The sequence below is a fragment of the Pseudokineococcus sp. 5B2Z-1 genome (assembly GCF_037482305.1).
GTDB lineage: Bacteria > Actinomycetota > Actinomycetes > Actinomycetales > Quadrisphaeraceae > Pseudokineococcus.
On record NZ_JBBHZG010000002.1, the window covers coordinates 286196 to 301893 of the forward strand.

The window sequence follows — 15698 nt, forward strand, 5'->3', positions numbered from 1 at the left end:
GTGCGCCACGTCGTGGACGCCCACCTGCACGTGTGGGACCCGGCCCGGGCCTCCTACCCCTGGCTCGTCGGGGGGCCGGCGGTCATCGACCGCGCCCTGGCGCTCGAGGACGTCGCGCCCGAGCTGGACGAGGCGGGGATCACCTCGGTGGTGCTGGTCCAGTCGGCCGACGACCCCGCGGACACCGCGCTCATGCTCGAGTCGGCCAGGCGGCACGACCGCGTGGCGGGGGTCGTCGCCTACGCCCCCCTGCACGACCCGGCGGAGGCCGAGCGCGTCCTCGACCGCTACCGGACGGACGAGCCCGTCGTCTGCGGCGTCCGGGTCCTGGTCCACGAGCAGCCGGACCCCTGGTGGCTGCTCCGCGAGGAGGTCCTCGAGGGCCTCGCGGCGCTCGCGCGCCACGGGCTGCCCTTCGACGTCGTCGCGGTGCGGACGGAGCACCTGCGCTCCGCGCTGCGGATCTCCGAGCTGCTGCCCGACCTGACCCTCGTGCTGGACCACCTCGGGGCCCCACCGCTCGACGGCGGTCGCGAGGGGGAGTGGTGGGACCTGCTGGGCGCCCTCGCGAGCAACCCCCGCGCCTGCGCCAAGGTCAGCGGCCTCTACCCGGGAAGCGGCGCCGACGTCCTCCAGCGGGTCCGCCCACCGGTGGAGCACGCTCTCGAGGTCTTCGGCGCCGCCCGGCTGATGTACGGCGGCGACTGGCCCATCTCCCTGCTGCACGGCGGGTACGCCACCTCGTGGCCGCTGACGCGGGAGCTGCTCCGCGGGTTGTCCGGGCCGGAGCGCGAGGACGTGCTGGCCGGCACCGCGACCCGCGTCTACGGCCTCCCGTCCCGCGTCGGGTCGAGCCCGACGACGGCGACCGCCCCCGGTGACGAGCCGACCCCCACCACGACGGAGGACCTGTGACCACGACGCACCGCGCAGCCCAGTACCTGGGTGGGCGCTCCATCACGACGGCGACCGTCGAGGGAGCACCGCCGGGGCCCGGGCAGGTCGAGATCGCACCCGCCTACACCGGGATCTGCGGCACCGACCTCCACGTCCTGGCCGGTGACATGGACGCCCGCGTCTCGCTGCCCGCCGTCATCGGCCACGAGACCGCCGGTCGCGTCACGGCCGTCGGGGACGGCGTGACGGGGTGGAGCCCCGGGGACCCGGTGACCGTCGTCCCGCTGCGCCCGGACGGCACGTGCCCCGCCTGCCGGGCCGGCAACGGCCACGTCTGCGAGCGCATGGACTTCCTCGGCATCGACTCGACCGGAGCGCTGGCCGAGCGCTGGGTCGTCCCCGAGCACACGCTGCTGCGGCTCCCGGACGACCTCGAGCTGCGGACCGCGGCGCTGCTCGAGCCGACCGCGGTGGCGGTCCACGACGTGCGGCGGGCGCGGCTGGCGGCCGGCGAGGCCGCGCTCGTCGTGGGCGGTGGGCCCGTGGGGCTGCTCATCGCCCTGGTGGCCCGGTCCGTCGGCGCGGACGTGGTCGTCGCCGAGCCGGACCCGACCCGGCGGGAGGCCGCCGCCGACCTCGGGCTGGACGTCCTCGACCCCCGGGCGCAGGACGTCGCGGGAGCGGTGGCCGAGCGCACCGGCGGGGCGGGCGCCGACGTGGCCTTCGAGGTCAGCGGCACGCAGCCCGGCCTGGAGACCGCGGCCGGCGCCCTGGCCGTCCGCGGGCGGCTGTGCCAGGTGGGCATCCACGCCGCGCCGCGCACGGTGGACCTGCACCGCTTCTTCTGGCGGGAGCTCGAGCTGCTGGGCGCCCGCCTGTATAGCCGGCCGGACTGGGAGGAGGCGCTGCGCCTCGTCGCCTCGGGCGAGCTCGCCGTCGACCGCCTCGTCAGCGAGGTGGTGCCGCTGGACGAGGTCGCGGACGCCTTCACGGCCCTGGCCGCCGGCGGAGGAGTGGTGAAGGTCCTCGTCGACTGCCAGTCCGGTGCGGCGGGCGCCCCTGGGACGGGGACGCCGTGAGCGGGCCCTTCGACCTCACCGGGCGCCTGGCCGTGGTGACGGGCGCCACCCGGGGGATCGGTGCCGCCGCGGCGGTCGCGCTCGCGGCCGCGGGGGCTGACGTTGTCGGCCTCGGCTCATCCCGCCCGCCGGGCGAGGACGTCGCGGGGGCCGTGCGCGCACACGGGCGCTCCTTCGATGGGATCGCCGCGGACCTCGGTGACCGGGCGGCCGTGCGGGAGCTGGCGGACGAGCTGGCCGGACGGGACCGACCCGTCGACGTCCTCGTCAACAACGCCGGGACCATTCGTCGCGAGCCGGCCGCCACGCACCCCCTGGCGGATTGGGACGAGGTGCTCGCCGTCGACCTCACGAGCCCCTTCCTGCTCGCCCAGGCGGTCGGTCGGACGATGGTCGCCCGCGGCTCCGGGAAGGTCGTCTTCACGGCGTCGCTGCTGAGCTTCCAGGGCGGCATCACCGTGCCCGGGTACGCCGCCGCGAAGCACGCCATCGCCGGGCTGACGAAGGCGCTCGCCAACGAGTGGGCCGCCAGCGGCGTCAACGTCAACGCGGTGGCGCCCGGCTATGTGGCGACCGACAACACCCGGGCCCTGCGCGACGACCCCGAGCGCTCGCGCGCGATCCTCGACCGGATCCCGGCGGGCCGCTGGGCGACGGCGCAGGACGTCGCGGGTGCCGTCGTCTACCTCGCGAGCCCGGCTGCGGACTACGTCCACGGCGTCGTGCTCCCCGTCGACGGCGGGTGGCTCGCACGGTGATCGACGCGACGACCGGGGGGCCCGCGGACGGCGCCCCCGTGCCGCAGCGGTCGCTCGACGAGGCGCTCGGCCGCTGCCCGCTCCTGCCGGTCCTCGTGGTCGACGAGGGCACCGACGGCGTCGAGCTCGGCCGGGTGCTCGTCGAGGGAGGACTGGGCTGCGCGGAGGTGACCCTGCGCACCCCCGCCGCGCTGCGCGTGCTAGAGGAGATGGCCGCGACCCCGGGGCTCCTTGTCGGGGCCGGGACCGTCCTGCGCGATGCCCAGGTGGCCGCGGCCGTCGTCGCCGGTGCTGCCTTCTGCGTCAGCCCGGGCCTCGACGAGGGCGTCATCGCGGCCGCCGCCGAGCACGGCGTCCTCGGGGTCCCGGGGGTCGCAAGCGCGACGGAGGTGCAGCGCGCGTCGCGGTTGGGGCTCAGGCTGCTCAAGCTCTTCCCCGCCCAGCCGCTCGGGGGCCCCGCGATGGTGCGTGCGCTCGCCGGCCCCTTCCCGGAGGTGCGCTTCGTGCCGACCGGGGGCGTCGGTCCCGAGGTCGTCCCCGACTACCTCGCCCTGCCGTCGGTCGCGGGCGTGGGGGGCAGCTGGTTCGTCGACCGGCGCCGGGTGGCGGCCCTCGACGGGCACGACCGGGGCGCCTCCCGCGCGCTGGTGGACGAGGTCGCCGCCGCGGTGCGGTCGGTGACGCCGTGAGCGCCGGCGGACAGCGCCCGGGGCGGGACGCCGTCCTTCCCCGCCGTGAGGTCCGCGGCACCGGGGTCTCGCTCACCGCGCTCGGCTTCGGCGGGTCGGTCATCGGCAACCTCTCCCGCGCGGTGGACGACGAGACCGCGCGCGGCGCGGTCGAGGCCGCGTGGGCCGGGGGCGTCCGCTACTTCGACACCGCGCCGCACTACGGCCTCGGGCTCTCCGAGCGACGCCTCGGCCGGGCGCTGCGTCCCCTGATCGCCCAGCACCTCGCGGCCGGGGGGTCGCGCGACGACGTCGTCGTGTCCAGCAAGGTGGGCCGCCTCCTGGAGGCGCGCGTTCCCCCGGCGGACCGGGACGACGACGGCTTCGACGTGCCGGGAGACCTGCGGAGACGCCTCGACTACAGCCGGGACGGCGTGCTGCGGTCGGTCGAGGAGTCGCTGCGGCGCACCGGGCTGGACCGCCTCGACGTGGTGCTCGTCCACGACCCCGACGACCATTGGGAGCAGGCGTCCCGGGAGGCGGTGCCCGCGCTCGTGCAGCTGCGCGAGGAGGGCGTCGTGGGGGCGGTCGGCGCCGGGATGAACCAGTCGGCGATGCTCAGCCGCTTCCTGCGCGAGACCGACGTGGACGTCGTCATGCTCGCCGGGCGGTACACGCTGCTCGAGCAGGGCGCCCTCGACGACGTGCTGCCGGCGGCGCTGGAGACGGGACGGTCGGTCATCGCCGTCGGCGCCTTCAACTCCGGCCTGCTCGCGCGGTCCGACGTGCCGGACGACGCCACCTACGACTACGCGCAGGCGCCGCCGTCGGTGCTCGAGCGCGCGCGGCTCCTGGCCCGGGTCTGCGCCGAGCACGGCACGAGCCTGCCGGCGGCGGCCCTCGCCTTCCCGCTGCGGCACCCGGCGGTGGTCGACGTGGCCCTCGGCATGCGCAGCCCCGAGGAGGTCCGTCGGAACCTGGCGCTGCTGGCGGAGGAGGTCCCCGTCGACCTGTGGGCGGACCTCGAGCAGCGGGGCCTGCTCCGGCCGGTGAGGGCGTGAGCGCGCTCGTGCTGCGGCCCGCGCTCGAGTGCCGCTACGACGCCGTGTCCCTCGGCGAGGTCATGCTCCGCCTCGATCCGGGCGAGGGGAGGACCCGCACGGCCCGGGCCCTCGGCGTCTGGGAGGGCGGGGGCGAGTACAACGTCGCCCGGGGGCTCCGGCGCTGCTTCGGCCTGCGGACCGCCGTCGTCACGGCGCTCGTCGACAACGAGGTCGGACGGCTCGTGGAGGACCTCGTCCTCACGGGCGGCGTGGACACCTCCCTCGTGCGCTGGGTGCCCTTCGACGGCACCGGGCGCGCCGCCCGCAACGGCCTCAACTTCACCGAGCGGGGCCTCGGCGTCCGGGGAGCTCTCGGGGTCTCGGACCGCGGCCACACCGCCGTGAGCCAGATGCAGCCGGGCGACGTCGACTGGGACCACCTCTTCGGCGAGGTCGGCGTCCGCCTCCTGCACACCGGTGGCGTCTTCGCGGCGCTGTCGGCGACGACGCCCGAGGTGGCGCTCACGGCGATGAGGGCCGCGCGACGGCACGGCACGCTCGTCTCCTACGACTGCAACTTCCGTCCGAGCCTGTGGCGCGGCGAGGGCGGCGCTGAGCGGGCGCGGGAGGTGACGCGGGCGCTCGTGCAGCACGCCGACGTGGTCGTCGGCGGCGAGGACGACCTGGTGGACCGGCTGGGGGTGGCCGCGCCGACCGCGGCCGAGGAGCCGCGCGGCCTCGGTGCCGCGGCCTTCGGGCTCGCCGCCGAGGCAGCGGCGGAGGAGTTCCCGCTGCTGTCGGTGGTCGCGACCACCCGTCGCGTCGTGCGCTCGGCCAGCCTGAACGACTGGGGGGCCGCGGCCTGGAGCCGCGCGACGGGCGTGGTCGAGGCCACCCGGCGCGAGGGCGTGGAGGTCCTCGACCGCGTCGGCAGCGGAGACGCCTTCGCGGCCGGTCTCCTGCACGGCCTGCTGGCGGGGGCGTCCCTCCACCGCGCCGTCGAGCTGGGGGCCGCCCACGGCGCGCTGGTGATGACGACCCCCGGGGACACGTCGATGGCGACGTCGGCCGAGGTCGAGGCGCTCGCCGCGGGGACCGGGGCTCGCGCGGACCGCTGAGCCGGCGACGGACGACGGACGACGGACGACGGACGAGGACGACGACATGATCGTGGCGTTGCACTCCCGGCTCGTACCGGGGCACGAGGAGGACTACGACCGGGACCACGCGCGGGTCCCCGACGACCTCGCCGAGGCCTTCGCCCGGCACGGGATCCGGGACTGGCGCATCTGGCGCGACGGGCTCGACGTCTTCCACCTCGTGGAGTGCGACGACTTCGTGGCCGCGATGACGGCCATGGGCCGGGAACCGGCCAACGACTCCTGGCAGCAGGTGATCGACCGGCACGTCGAGGGCTTCAGCGGCGGGGACGGGGACTTCTCCGGCTGGGGCCTGCGCCGGGTGTTCGCGCTGTCCGCGCAGGTCGGCTGACCGGTGCCTGCGGGCGCCCCTCAGCCCCGGCCCCGCCGCCGGAACTGCCCCGGCGTCTCGCCGGCGAGGCGGGCGAACTGCCGGGTGAAGGACGGCTGGTCGTAGAAGCCGCAGGCGGCGGCGACGTCGGCGAGCGGGGTGTCCGTCGTCGTCAGCAGGTCGGCGGCGCGGTCGATGCGCGTGCGCAGCACGAGCTGGCGGGGCGACAGGCCGAACACCCGGCGGACGCGCCGCTCGAGCACGGGCACCGAGCAGCCCGCCGCGGCGGCGAGGTCGCTGGTGCGGGGCGGGGCGGCGACCGACGCCTGGACGAGCTCGACGACCCGTGACAGGCCGGTGAGGGCCGGGTCCGCGTCGTCAGCCTCGCGGAGGTCCTGGCTGAGGCTCACGAGCCCGAGCACCGCGCCGTCCGCCCCGCGCACCGGCAGCTTCGTCGTCAGGTACCAGCCCGGGGCGCCGCCCTCGCGGCGGATGAGCTCGAGCTCGTGGCGCAGCGGCTCGCCCGTGCGCAGCACGCCGGCGTCCTGCTCCTCGTAGCGCTCGGCGAGGTCGGGCACGAAAAGCTCGCGCGCGGTGCGGCCGACGACGTCGCGGCGCGAGCGCTCGCCCGTGCGCCGCACGAAGGCGTCGTTGACGGCCGTGTACCGCCCGCCCGCGTCCTTCGCGCAGAACATGACGTCGGCGGTCTCGTCGAGCAGGTCGAGGAGGGCGGGCGCGAGGGCCTCCGCGGGCCACCCGCCGGGGAGGCGGCCGGCGGCGGGGAGCGGGGCGGCGCCGCTGTCGACGGCGCCGCGCTCGCCCCCGTCGGGGCCGTGGTGCGCGCCGCTCGTCATGGGAGTCGGGACCGTACAAGACAGGTGCCCCCGGGCAGGCGCACCCTCGGGGCATGACGCTCACCGACCCCGCCGCCGCCCCGGGCACCGCCGCCCCGGGCACCTCCGCCCGGCGCAGCCTGGAGGAGCAGCGCCGCGCCTGGGACGCCGTCGTGGCCGGCGCGCCGTCGGCGCCCCTCGACGACGTCGTCGAGCGCTGCGTGCCCGCGGCGCTGGAGCGCGCGCAGCGCTGGGTCGAGGCCACGAAGGGCCCGCAGGCCGCCGACGAGAAGAAGGCGACCGAGCGCCTCGCCTCCCTCGTCCACGACCCCGCCGGCGTCGACATGACGATGTTCTTCGTCGACCGCGTCGCGCGCCCCGAGGACGACGCCGTCGCCGCCCGGGCGCTCCGCGAGATGGTCGGCAGCGACGTCCCGGACTTCCTCTCCGTGCCCGACAAGGTGCTCATGGCCGCCGGCGCGCGCCTCGCGCCGCTCCTGCCGCGGGTCGCGATGCCCGCCGCCCGGCTGCGCCTGCGCCAGCTCGTCGGCCACCTCGTCGCCGACGCCGGCGACCGGCCGCTCGGCCGGCACCTGGCCAAGGCCCGGCGCGACGGCGTCCAGCTCAACCTCAACCTCCTCGGCGAGGCCGTGCTCGGCCACGAGGAGGCCGACCGCCGCCTCGACGCCGTCCGCCGGATCGTCGAGCGCGAGGACGTCGACTACGTCTCGGTCAAGGCGTCGTCGGTCGCGGCCCAGCTCGTGCCGTGGGACGTCGAGGGCAGCCGTGACCGGCTCGTCGAGCGGCTGCTGCCGCTGTACCGGACGGCGCGCTCGCGCTCGCCGCACGTCTTCCTCAACCTCGACATGGAGGAGTACAAGGACCTCCACCTCACCGTCGACGTCTTCGAGCAGCTCGTGTCCACCCCCGGGCTCGAGGACCTCGAGGCGGGCATCGTCCTGCAGGCCTACCTGCCCGACGCGCTCCCCGCCCTCGAGCGCATCACGGCCTTCGCCCGCGCCCGGGTCGAGGCCGGTGGGGCGCCCGTCAAGGTCCGCCTCGTCAAGGGCGCCAACCTCGCGATGGAGCACGTCGACGCCGAGGTGCACGACTGGCCGCAGGCGCCGTACACCTCGAAGGAGGACGTCGACGCCAACTACGTCCGCCTCCTCGACGTCGCCCTCACGCCCGAGCGCACGCGCTGGGTGCGCATCGGCGTCGCCAGCCACAACCTCCCCGACGTGGCGCTGGCGGTGGAGGTGGCCCGCGCTCGCGGGGCCGAGGACGGCCTCGACGTCGAGATGCTGCAGGGGATGGCGCCCGCGCAGGCGCGCGCCGTGCGGGCCGACGCCGGGCGGCTCGTGCTCTACACGCCCGTCGTCCACCCCGAGGACTTCGACGTCGCCGTCTCCTACCTCGTGCGCCGCCTCGAGGAGAACGCCGCGCCGCAGAACTACCTCTACGCGCTCTTCGCGCCGGACTCCGCGGGCGGGGCGCCCCTGGCCGACCAGGAGCAGCGCTTCCGCGACTCCGTGCGCCGCCGCTTCGCGGTGCCCGCCGCGCCGCGGCGCACGCAGGACCGGCTCGCCGAGGAGGCCTCCGGCGGCGAGCGGAGCCCGGGGGAGCGCACGACCGGCAGCGCCCCCGACGAGGCGCTCGCCTTCACCGGCGAGCCCGACACCGACCCCTCGCTGCCGGCCAACCGCGTCTGGGCCGAGCAGGTGCTCGCCCGTGAGCCCGGCCCGGTGCGCGCGTCCGTGGTCACCGACGTCGCGGCCGTCGACGCCGCCGTCGAGCGGGCGCGCGCGGCCGGCGAGGCCTGGGCGCGCGTCCCGGCCGCCGAGCGCGCCGCCGTCCTGCGCCGCGCCGGCGACCTCCTGGCCTCCCGCCGCGGCGACCTCGTCGCCGTCATGGCGCACGAGGCCGGCAAGACGGTCGCCGAGGCCGACCCCGAGGTCTCCGAGGCCGCCGACTTCGCCCGCTACTACGCGCGCAGCGCCGTCGAGCTCGAGCGCGTCGAGGGCGCCGCCTTCACCCCCGCGCGCGTCGTCGTCGTCACGCCGCCGTGGAACTTCCCCGTCGCCATCCCCATGGGCGGCGTGCTCGCGGGCCTCGCGGCCGGGGCGGGCGTCGTCATCAAGCCCGCGCCGCAGGTGGTGCGGTGCTCCGAGGTCGGCCTCGAGCCGATCCAGCGGGCGCTCGCCGAGGCGGGAGCGCCCGAGGGGCTGCTGCAGCTGCTGCGCACCGACGAGGCCGACGCCGGGCGACGTCTCGTGACGCACCCGGCCGTCGACGCCGTCGTCCTCACGGGCGCCTCCGACACGGCGCGGCTCTTCCGCTCGTGGCGGCCCGACCTGCGGCTGCTCGCCGAGACCAGCGGCAAGAACGCCCTCGTCGTCACGCCGTCGGCGGACGTCGACCTGGCGGTCGCCGACGTCGTCCGCTCCGCCTTCGGCCACGCCGGCCAGAAGTGCTCCGCCGCGAGCCTCGTGCTGGCCGTCGGCAGCGTGGCGCGCTCCGACCGCTTCCGCCGCCAGCTGGCCGACGCCGTCCGCTCGCTGCCCGTCGGGTGGGGCACCGACCTGTCCACCGTCGTGGGCCCCGTCATCGAGCCGCCGAGCGGCAAGCTGCTGCGCGGCCTGACGACGCTCGAGCCCGGCGAGCGCTGGCTCGTCGAGCCGCGACCGCTCGACGGCTCGGGTCGCCTCTGGTCGCCCGGTGTGCGCGAGGGCGTGCGGCGCGGCTCGTGGTTCGCGACGACGGAGTGCTTCGGCCCCGTCCTCGGCGTCATGGCGGTGCGCGACCTCGAGGAGGCCGCGCAGGTGGCCGCCGAGACCGGCTACGGCCTCACCGGCGGCATCCACACGCTCGACGACGCCGAGGTCGACGCCTGGCTCGAGCTGGCGCCCGTGGGCAACGCCTACGTCAACCGCCACATCACCGGGGCGATCGTCCAGCGGCAGTCCTTCGGCGGCTGGGACGGCTCGACCGTGGGCCCCGGCGCCAAGGCCGGCGGGCCGAACTACGTCGCCCAGCTGGGCACCTGGGCCGACGCCGAGCCGCTCCCGACGGCCACGGGCGGCGACGTCGTCCCGCCCGTCGCCGCGGTGCTGGCCGCCACGACGTCCCACGTGGGCGACGACGACGCGGCGTGGCTGCGCGCCGCCGCCGCCTCCGACGAGCGCGCCTGGGCCGCCGAGGTCGGCGTCGAGCACGACGAGACGGGCCTCGAGGTCGAGGAGAACACCTTCCGCTACCGGCCGCTGCCGTCGCTGCGCGTGCGGTGCGGGCCCGGGACGACGCCGCGCGACGTCGCCCGCGTGCGCCTCGCCGCGGCTCGCGCCGGCACGCCGCTCGAGCTCAGCGTCCCGGCCGGGCGCGACGACCTGCGGGCCGTCGCGGCGGCGGGGGCGGCCCCGGCGCCGCGGGTGCGGGTCGTCGTCGAGGACGCCGCCGCGCTCGGCGCCCGCCTGCGCGCGGGCCGGGCGGGGGAGCGGCTGCGCGTCCTCGGCGGGCTCGAGGACGCCGTCGCCACCGCGGCCGCCGAGGCGGGCACGAGCCTCGTCCCGGGCCCCGCGCTCGCCGCGGGCCGGCGCGAGCTGCTCACCGTCGTCCGCGAGCAGGCCGTGAGCCGCACGCGGCACCGCTTCGGGCACGTGCAGCGCCCGTCGCGCTCCCAGGACGCCGCCCAGGCCTGAGGTCGCCGAGGTGGGGGCCCCTCGTCGTGGAGGAGCACGACGAGGGGCTGCCACCTCACCGCGGCCCGGGGGCGCGGGGTCTCCCCGCGGTCGGAGACGCCGGTCCGCCGAGCTTAAGGCGACGTCGTCGCGTGCCGACGGGCACGGCATGGGGGCGTCGCGCCGAGAGCGCCGGTGGGCGCGGACCTCGTGGGCGGTCGTGGCCGCCGGGGGCCTCGCAGGGGCCCTCGCGCTCGCCGTCCCGCCGCTGCGCGAGCCGCTGACGCTGCTGGGCGCGGCCGGCGGAGCCGTCGGCACGCTGCTCGGCGTCCACCACCACCGCCCCCGCGCCCGCCGCACGTGGTGGCTCCTCGCCGCCATGGTGGTGCTGCTGTGCGCGGCCCTCGCCCTGCCCTCCCTCGGGCCCGACGGGACGGCCGCCGCCGTCGTGGCCTTCACCGCCGGCCAGGGCGCCGCGGCGGTCGCCGTCGTGGGGCTCGTGCGCCGGCGCCCCGCCGTGCGCCGGAGCCCGGCCGCGGGACCGCAGGCGTCGCACCGCGTCGAGATGCTCGTCCTGGCGGTCGTCCTCGGCCTGACGGCCGCGCAGGTCGCGGCGCTCGCCCTCCCGACCGCCGGCCGGGACCTCGGCCCCGTCCTGCTCCCCAGCGCCAACATGGCGGTCCTCGGGGTCTGCCTGCGCTTCCTCGTCTCGCGTCGGGGCCTCACGCGCAGCACGCACCTCTTCCTCGCGGCGGCCGTCGCGATCAGCACCTACGACAACCTCGGCCCCGGGGCCGCGCACCGGGTGGCCCTCCCCGGAGAGCCCCTCCAGGCCCTCGGCCTCCTCTGCGTGGCCCTCTTCACGGCGTCGGCGCTGCACCCGTCGGTCCGCGAGGCGCTGACGGCGGAGTCGCTGCAGCGCCGTCGCGCGCCGTCCGCCGCCCTCCTCGGCCTCGCGCCCCTCGTCGCCGTCCCCGTCGGCCTGTGGTGGTTCGGGCGCTCGGCGCCCGCGGGGGCCGGGTTGCCCGTCGGCATCTTCCTCGTCGTCGGAGCCGTCCTCGCGGCCCTCTGCCTCGTCCGCGGGTACCTCGCGCTGCGCGGCAGCGAGCACCTGGCCGAGCACGACCCCCTCACCGACCTGCTCAACCGGCGAGGTCTCGCCGCCGCGCACGCGCGGGCCCTCGAGGAGGACCGGGCCGTCGCCCTGGTGCTCGTCGACGTCGACGACTTCAAGCACGTCAACGACGCCCACGGGCACGACGTCGGGGACGCTCTGCTCCTCGAGGTGCGCGACCGGCTCCTCGCGGCCGTCGACCCCGGGGACGCCGTCGCCCGCCTGGGCGGCGACGAGTTCGTCCTCCTCGTCCCCGCCGCGGCCGTCGACGGCGTCGTCGCGCGGACGCTCGCCGGCCTGCGCCGCGAGGCGGTGGTCGCCGGGGTCGTCGTGCGCTGCACCGCGAGCCTCGGCGTGGCGCCGCCGGAGCCGGAGGAGGACCTGGCCGGGGCGCTGACCCGCGCCGACGTGGCCCTCTACGCGGCCAAGGCGGCCGGGCGCGACGGGGCGGCCGTCTTCGAGCCCGCGCTGCGCGAGGCGGTGGCGGAGCGGGTCCGCACCGGGTCGGAGGTGCGCCGCCTGCTCGAGGGCCACGAGGGCGTCGGCCGGCTCGAGGTGCACTACCAGCCGCTCGTCGAGCTGGCGACGGGCCGCCTGGCCGGCGCCGAGGCGCTCGTCCGCTGGCACCACCCGGAGCGGGGCCTGCTCGCCCCGGGCGCCTTCCTCGGCGCCGTCACCGACGGCGGGCTCGACCCCTTCCTCGACCAGTGCGTGCTCGACCAGGTCGTCGTCCAGCTCGCGACCTGGCGGGCGCAGGGCCTCGAGCCCCCGCCGGTGAGCGTCAACCTGACGGTCGGGAGCCTCGTCCGGCCGGGGCTCGCGGAGCGGCTCGTCGCCGCGCTGGCGTCCGCCGCCGTCCCCGCCCCCCTCCTCGTCGTGGAGGTGACCGAGCACGAGCGGCTGCCCGAGGACGACGTCGTGACCGACAACCTGCGGGCGCTCGCGGCGGCGGGCGTGGGCGTGCACCTCGACGACTACGGCACCGGCTACACGTCGATGGACTACCTCCACCGCTTCCCGGTGGAGGTGCTCAAGCTCGACCGCGCCGTCACCACGAGGGTCGTGGGCGAGGGGCGGTCCCCCGTCGTCGCGGGCATCGCGGCGATGGCGCGCGAGGTGGCCCTCGACGTCCTCGCCGAGGGGGTCGAGACGACCGAGCAGCGCGACGCCCTCCTCGCGCTCGGCGTGCGCTACGGCCAGGGCCGGTTCTTCGGCCGGCCGGTGCCCGCGGCGGAGCTCGCCGAGCAGGCGCTGGGGGCGGCAGGTGCCTGCGGGGTCCCGCCCGTGCCGGCGCCCCGCCCCGGTGGAGGACCGCTGGCGGCCGCTCCGGTGCCGGGCCCGCGCCGCTGACGCGGCGGCTGCTCGGGGTCGACCGGGTCGCGCCGTCGTGGCCGGCGGACCTGGTGCCGTGCGGCCGGGTCGGGGAGGCTGGGCCTGCCCCGTGAGCGCGGGGCGCAGGTGCGGGAGCCCGGTCGGACTCCCGCGACGGGGGGAGCGGCCATGACGAGGACGACCACGCCACCGGCGGCGGGGACCGCCGCGGGTTCCCGGCTCGGGCGTGCCGTCGGGGCGGTCGCCGCCCTCGGCGGCGCTGTCGCGTGGGCGCTCGCGGTCGCCTCGACCGGCGCCGCCCGCGCTGCCGAGCTCGCGCTGGTCGAGGCGGGGGCGCCGCCCGGGGTCGATCCGTGGCAGGTCGACAGCGCGGGCACCGTCGACCTGGTCCTCCACGACGTCCGCCTCGGCGCTCTCGTGGCGGTGCTCCTGGGGCTGGTGCTCCTGGTCACCGGGAGGGACCGGGCCACGAGGCGTCCTCGCTGGCCCGTGGTGCTCGGTGGCGGTGCGGCCCTCGTGGTGGGCAACGTCGTCGTGGCCCCGTCCGTCGGCCCAGGGGCGTCGGGCGTCCTCGCGGGGACCGGTGCCCTGCTGGCGGTCGTCCTGGTGGGTGGCGTGGTCGGGAGCGCGCTCGCCGCCGCCCTGCCCGGCACGCGGGCGAGCGGCGCCGACGGCGGCCCCCTGCCGCTCCCCGTCCGGCTCGGGGGCGGCGGCGCCGCCGCGGGGACCGCGGTGGCGCTGGGGACCAACGGGCTGGAGGTCGACGGTCTCGGCGACGGCTGGGGGTACCTGCTCGTCCCTGCGGCCGCCGCATCGGCCGCGCTGTCCGCGGCCGTGCTCGGCGTCCTCACCGTCACGTTCGTGCTGCTCGGGCCGACTCTCCGTCCCGGGCGGCGGCGGGTCGCCCTCGCCGCGGCGGCCGCGACGCCCGGGACCGCTGCCGTCGCGGTGCTCCTCGGCGGGGGCCCGCTCGAGGAGCTCGCGGGCCTCCTGGCCGGCCCCTTCCTCTTCGCGGCGCTGCCGGGTGGACTGGTGTCCCTCCTCCTCACCGCCCCGGCGGGCGCGGAGATCGGCGTCGACGGCCTGCCCTTCGTCGGCGGCGGGACGCTGGTGGGTCTCGTCGTCGGGCTCGTCCTGTCGTCGCTGGGGTCGAGCGGGGGCGAGCGCGACCCGGCGCCCGCGGTCGGGACGGGCCCCGACGACGCCGCGGACCTAGCGTGAGGGCATGAGCGTCCTCAAGGTCCTGTTCATCGGCGGCAGCGGCGTCATCAGCTCGGCCTGCTCGGCCCTCGCGGTCGAGCGGGGGATCGACCTCACCGTCCTCAACCGCGGCACGACGACGACGCGGCCCCTGCCCGAGGGCGCCCGGGTGCTGCAGGCGGACGTCCGCGACCCCGCCTCCGTGCGGGAGGCGCTGGGGGACGAGGAGTTCGACGTCGTCGTCGACTGGGTCGCCTTCACCCCCGACCACGTGCGCACCGACGTCGAGCTCTTCAGCGGGCGCACCGGGCAGTACGTCTTCATCAGCTCCGCCTCGGCGTACCAGACGCCGCCCCTGCGCGTGCCCGTGGTCGAGTCGACGCCGCTGCGCAACCCCTTCTGGCAGTACAGCCGCGACAAGATCGCCTGCGAGGAGCTGCTCACGGCCGCCTACCGCGAGGACGGCTTCCCCGTGACCGTCGTGCGCCCCTCGCACACCTACGACAGGACCCTGCTGCCCTTCGACGGCGGCTGGACGGTCGTCGACCGCATGCGCCGCGGGAAGGAGGTCGTCGTGCACGGCGACGGGACGTCGCTGTGGACCCTGACGCACCACCGCGACTTCGCCCGGGGCTTCACCGGCCTGCTGGGGAACGAGCGCGCGCTGGGCGAGGCCGTGCACATCACCTCCGACGAGGCGCTGCCGTGGGACGCGATCTACCGGACCGTCGCGGCGGCGGCCGGCGTCGAGCCGCGGATCGTCCACGTGCCGTCGGACGCGATCGCGGCGGCCGACGCGGAGTGGGGCGCCGGGCTGCTCGGCGACAAGGCGCACTCCATGGTCTTCGACAACACCGTCCTCAAGACCCTCGTGCCGGGCTTCGCCGCGACCGTCCCCTTCGCGCGGGGCGCCCGCGAGGTCGTCGAGTGGTACGACGCGGACCCGGCGCGCCAGGTCGTCGACCCGCACATGGACGGCGTCATGGACCGGCTCGTCGAGGCCCACCGGCCGCGCGCCCTCTGACGGCCCGCCGGAGTCCCGGCCGGCGCCCCCACGGGACAGCCGGAATCGAACACCCGTTCGACAGGAGGGCTGCGGCGGGGCACCATGGAGCCGTGGCGGGCGGGATGACGGCCGGGCGCGGGCCCCGGCGCGGTGAGCCGGTGGCGCGGACGGCGGCGGGCGGCGCGCTGCTCGGCCGGTCCGGGCCGGACGGGGGCCCCGGGGGCGCCCACCGGTCGGGTCGCGCCGTCCCCTCGGGGCCCTCCGCGCCGCCGCCCGTCGAGGAGCACGAGGCGCCCGGCGACGACCGCCCCGCGGCGGACCCGGCGGAGCTGCGCCGGGCGCACCGCCACTGCTGGGTGCTGCCCGACGAGCCGGGGGAGGGCGGGGAGCAGGAGGAGCCCTTCGCCGGCGTCGTGGCCGAGTGGCGGCTGGGCCCGACGGGCTGGCTGGCCCGCGTCGTCTACGCCCTCGGCGACGGGGAGATGGCCACGGTCGTCGAGTCCTGGCTCGGCGCCGACCAGCTGCGGCCCGCGTGAGCCGGCCCTCATGAGCCCGTCTCGTGGGGCCGGGCGGGGCGCTGCGGCGGCTAGCGTCGCGCCGTGAGCGACGACGCCGACCAGC

At 77.6% G+C, this 15698-nt stretch carries 13 protein-coding genes; 12 read left to right on the forward strand and 1 reads right to left on the reverse strand.

The features are described from left to right. From WDV85_RS05535 to WDV85_RS05565, 7 genes are read left to right on the forward strand one after another with little or no spacing between them, the layout of a single operon-like run. A complete protein-coding gene (locus WDV85_RS05535) occupies positions 1–915 on the forward strand; it encodes an amidohydrolase family protein (protein WP_339569688.1) in 915 nt (304 codons plus the stop codon). After that, positions 912–1976 (forward strand): zinc-dependent alcohol dehydrogenase, encoded by a 1065-nt coding sequence (locus WDV85_RS05540; RefSeq protein WP_339569689.1) that lies wholly within the window; start codon positions 912–914, stop codon positions 1974–1976. Before WDV85_RS05535 ends, WDV85_RS05540 begins: the two co-directional genes overlap by 4 nt. After that, positions 1973–2734 carry an SDR family oxidoreductase gene (locus tag WDV85_RS05545; protein WP_339569690.1) on the forward strand — a complete coding sequence of 254 codons (762 nt, stop codon included), beginning with the start codon at positions 1973–1975 and terminating at the stop codon, positions 2732–2734. Before WDV85_RS05540 ends, WDV85_RS05545 begins: the two co-directional genes overlap by 4 nt. Next, on the forward strand, positions 2731–3423 hold the full coding sequence (locus WDV85_RS05550; RefSeq protein ID WP_339569691.1) for a bifunctional 4-hydroxy-2-oxoglutarate aldolase/2-dehydro-3-deoxy-phosphogluconate aldolase: 693 nt from the start codon (positions 2731–2733) through the stop codon (positions 3421–3423). The genes WDV85_RS05545 and WDV85_RS05550 overlap by 4 nt, the downstream gene beginning before the upstream one ends. Beyond that, entirely contained in the window at positions 3420–4463 is a 1044-nt protein-coding gene (locus tag WDV85_RS05555; protein ID WP_339569692.1) for an aldo/keto reductase, read from the forward strand. Before WDV85_RS05550 ends, WDV85_RS05555 begins: the two co-directional genes overlap by 4 nt. Beyond that, entirely contained in the window at positions 4460–5563 is a 1104-nt protein-coding gene (locus tag WDV85_RS05560; RefSeq protein ID WP_339569693.1) for a sugar kinase, read from the forward strand. The genes WDV85_RS05555 and WDV85_RS05560 overlap by 4 nt, the downstream gene beginning before the upstream one ends. Before the next feature lie 46 nt (positions 5564–5609). Beyond that, positions 5610–5936 (forward strand): L-rhamnose mutarotase, encoded by a 327-nt coding sequence (locus WDV85_RS05565; protein ID WP_339569694.1) that lies wholly within the window; start codon positions 5610–5612, stop codon positions 5934–5936. 20 nt (positions 5937–5956) lie between these two features. On the opposite strand, the gene WDV85_RS05570 is transcribed toward WDV85_RS05565, so the two are convergent. Beyond that, positions 5957–6769, reverse strand: coding sequence for an AraC family transcriptional regulator (locus tag WDV85_RS05570; RefSeq protein WP_339569695.1), 813 nt, complete (start codon positions 6767–6769; stop codon positions 5957–5959). A 53-nt stretch (positions 6770–6822) separates the two neighbouring features. Here WDV85_RS05570 and WDV85_RS05575 point away from each other — a divergent pair, with 53 nt between their 5' ends. The 5 genes from WDV85_RS05575 (at position 6823) to WDV85_RS05595 (ending at position 15613) form a co-directional block, all read left to right on the forward strand. Continuing rightward, a complete protein-coding gene (locus tag WDV85_RS05575; protein ID WP_339569696.1) occupies positions 6823–10446 on the forward strand; it encodes a bifunctional proline dehydrogenase/L-glutamate gamma-semialdehyde dehydrogenase in 3624 nt (1207 codons plus the stop codon). A gap of 148 nt (positions 10447–10594) precedes the next feature. Further along, entirely contained in the window at positions 10595–12889 is a 2295-nt protein-coding gene (locus tag WDV85_RS05580; RefSeq protein WP_339569697.1) for a putative bifunctional diguanylate cyclase/phosphodiesterase, read from the forward strand. Between the two features lie 150 nt (positions 12890–13039). Continuing rightward, on the forward strand, positions 13040–14092 hold the full coding sequence (locus tag WDV85_RS05585) for a hypothetical protein (RefSeq protein WP_339569698.1): 1053 nt from the start codon (positions 13040–13042) through the stop codon (positions 14090–14092). Positions 14093–14096: 4 nt separating this feature from the next. After that, on the forward strand, positions 14097–15095 hold the full coding sequence (locus WDV85_RS05590) for an SDR family oxidoreductase (protein ID WP_339569699.1): 999 nt from the start codon (positions 14097–14099) through the stop codon (positions 15093–15095). Positions 15096–15187: 92 nt separating this feature from the next. Continuing rightward, positions 15188–15613: a hypothetical protein gene (locus WDV85_RS05595; RefSeq protein ID WP_339569700.1), complete on the forward strand. Its 426-nt coding sequence runs from the start codon at positions 15188–15190 to the stop codon at positions 15611–15613. Positions 15614–15698 lie beyond the last annotated feature (85 nt).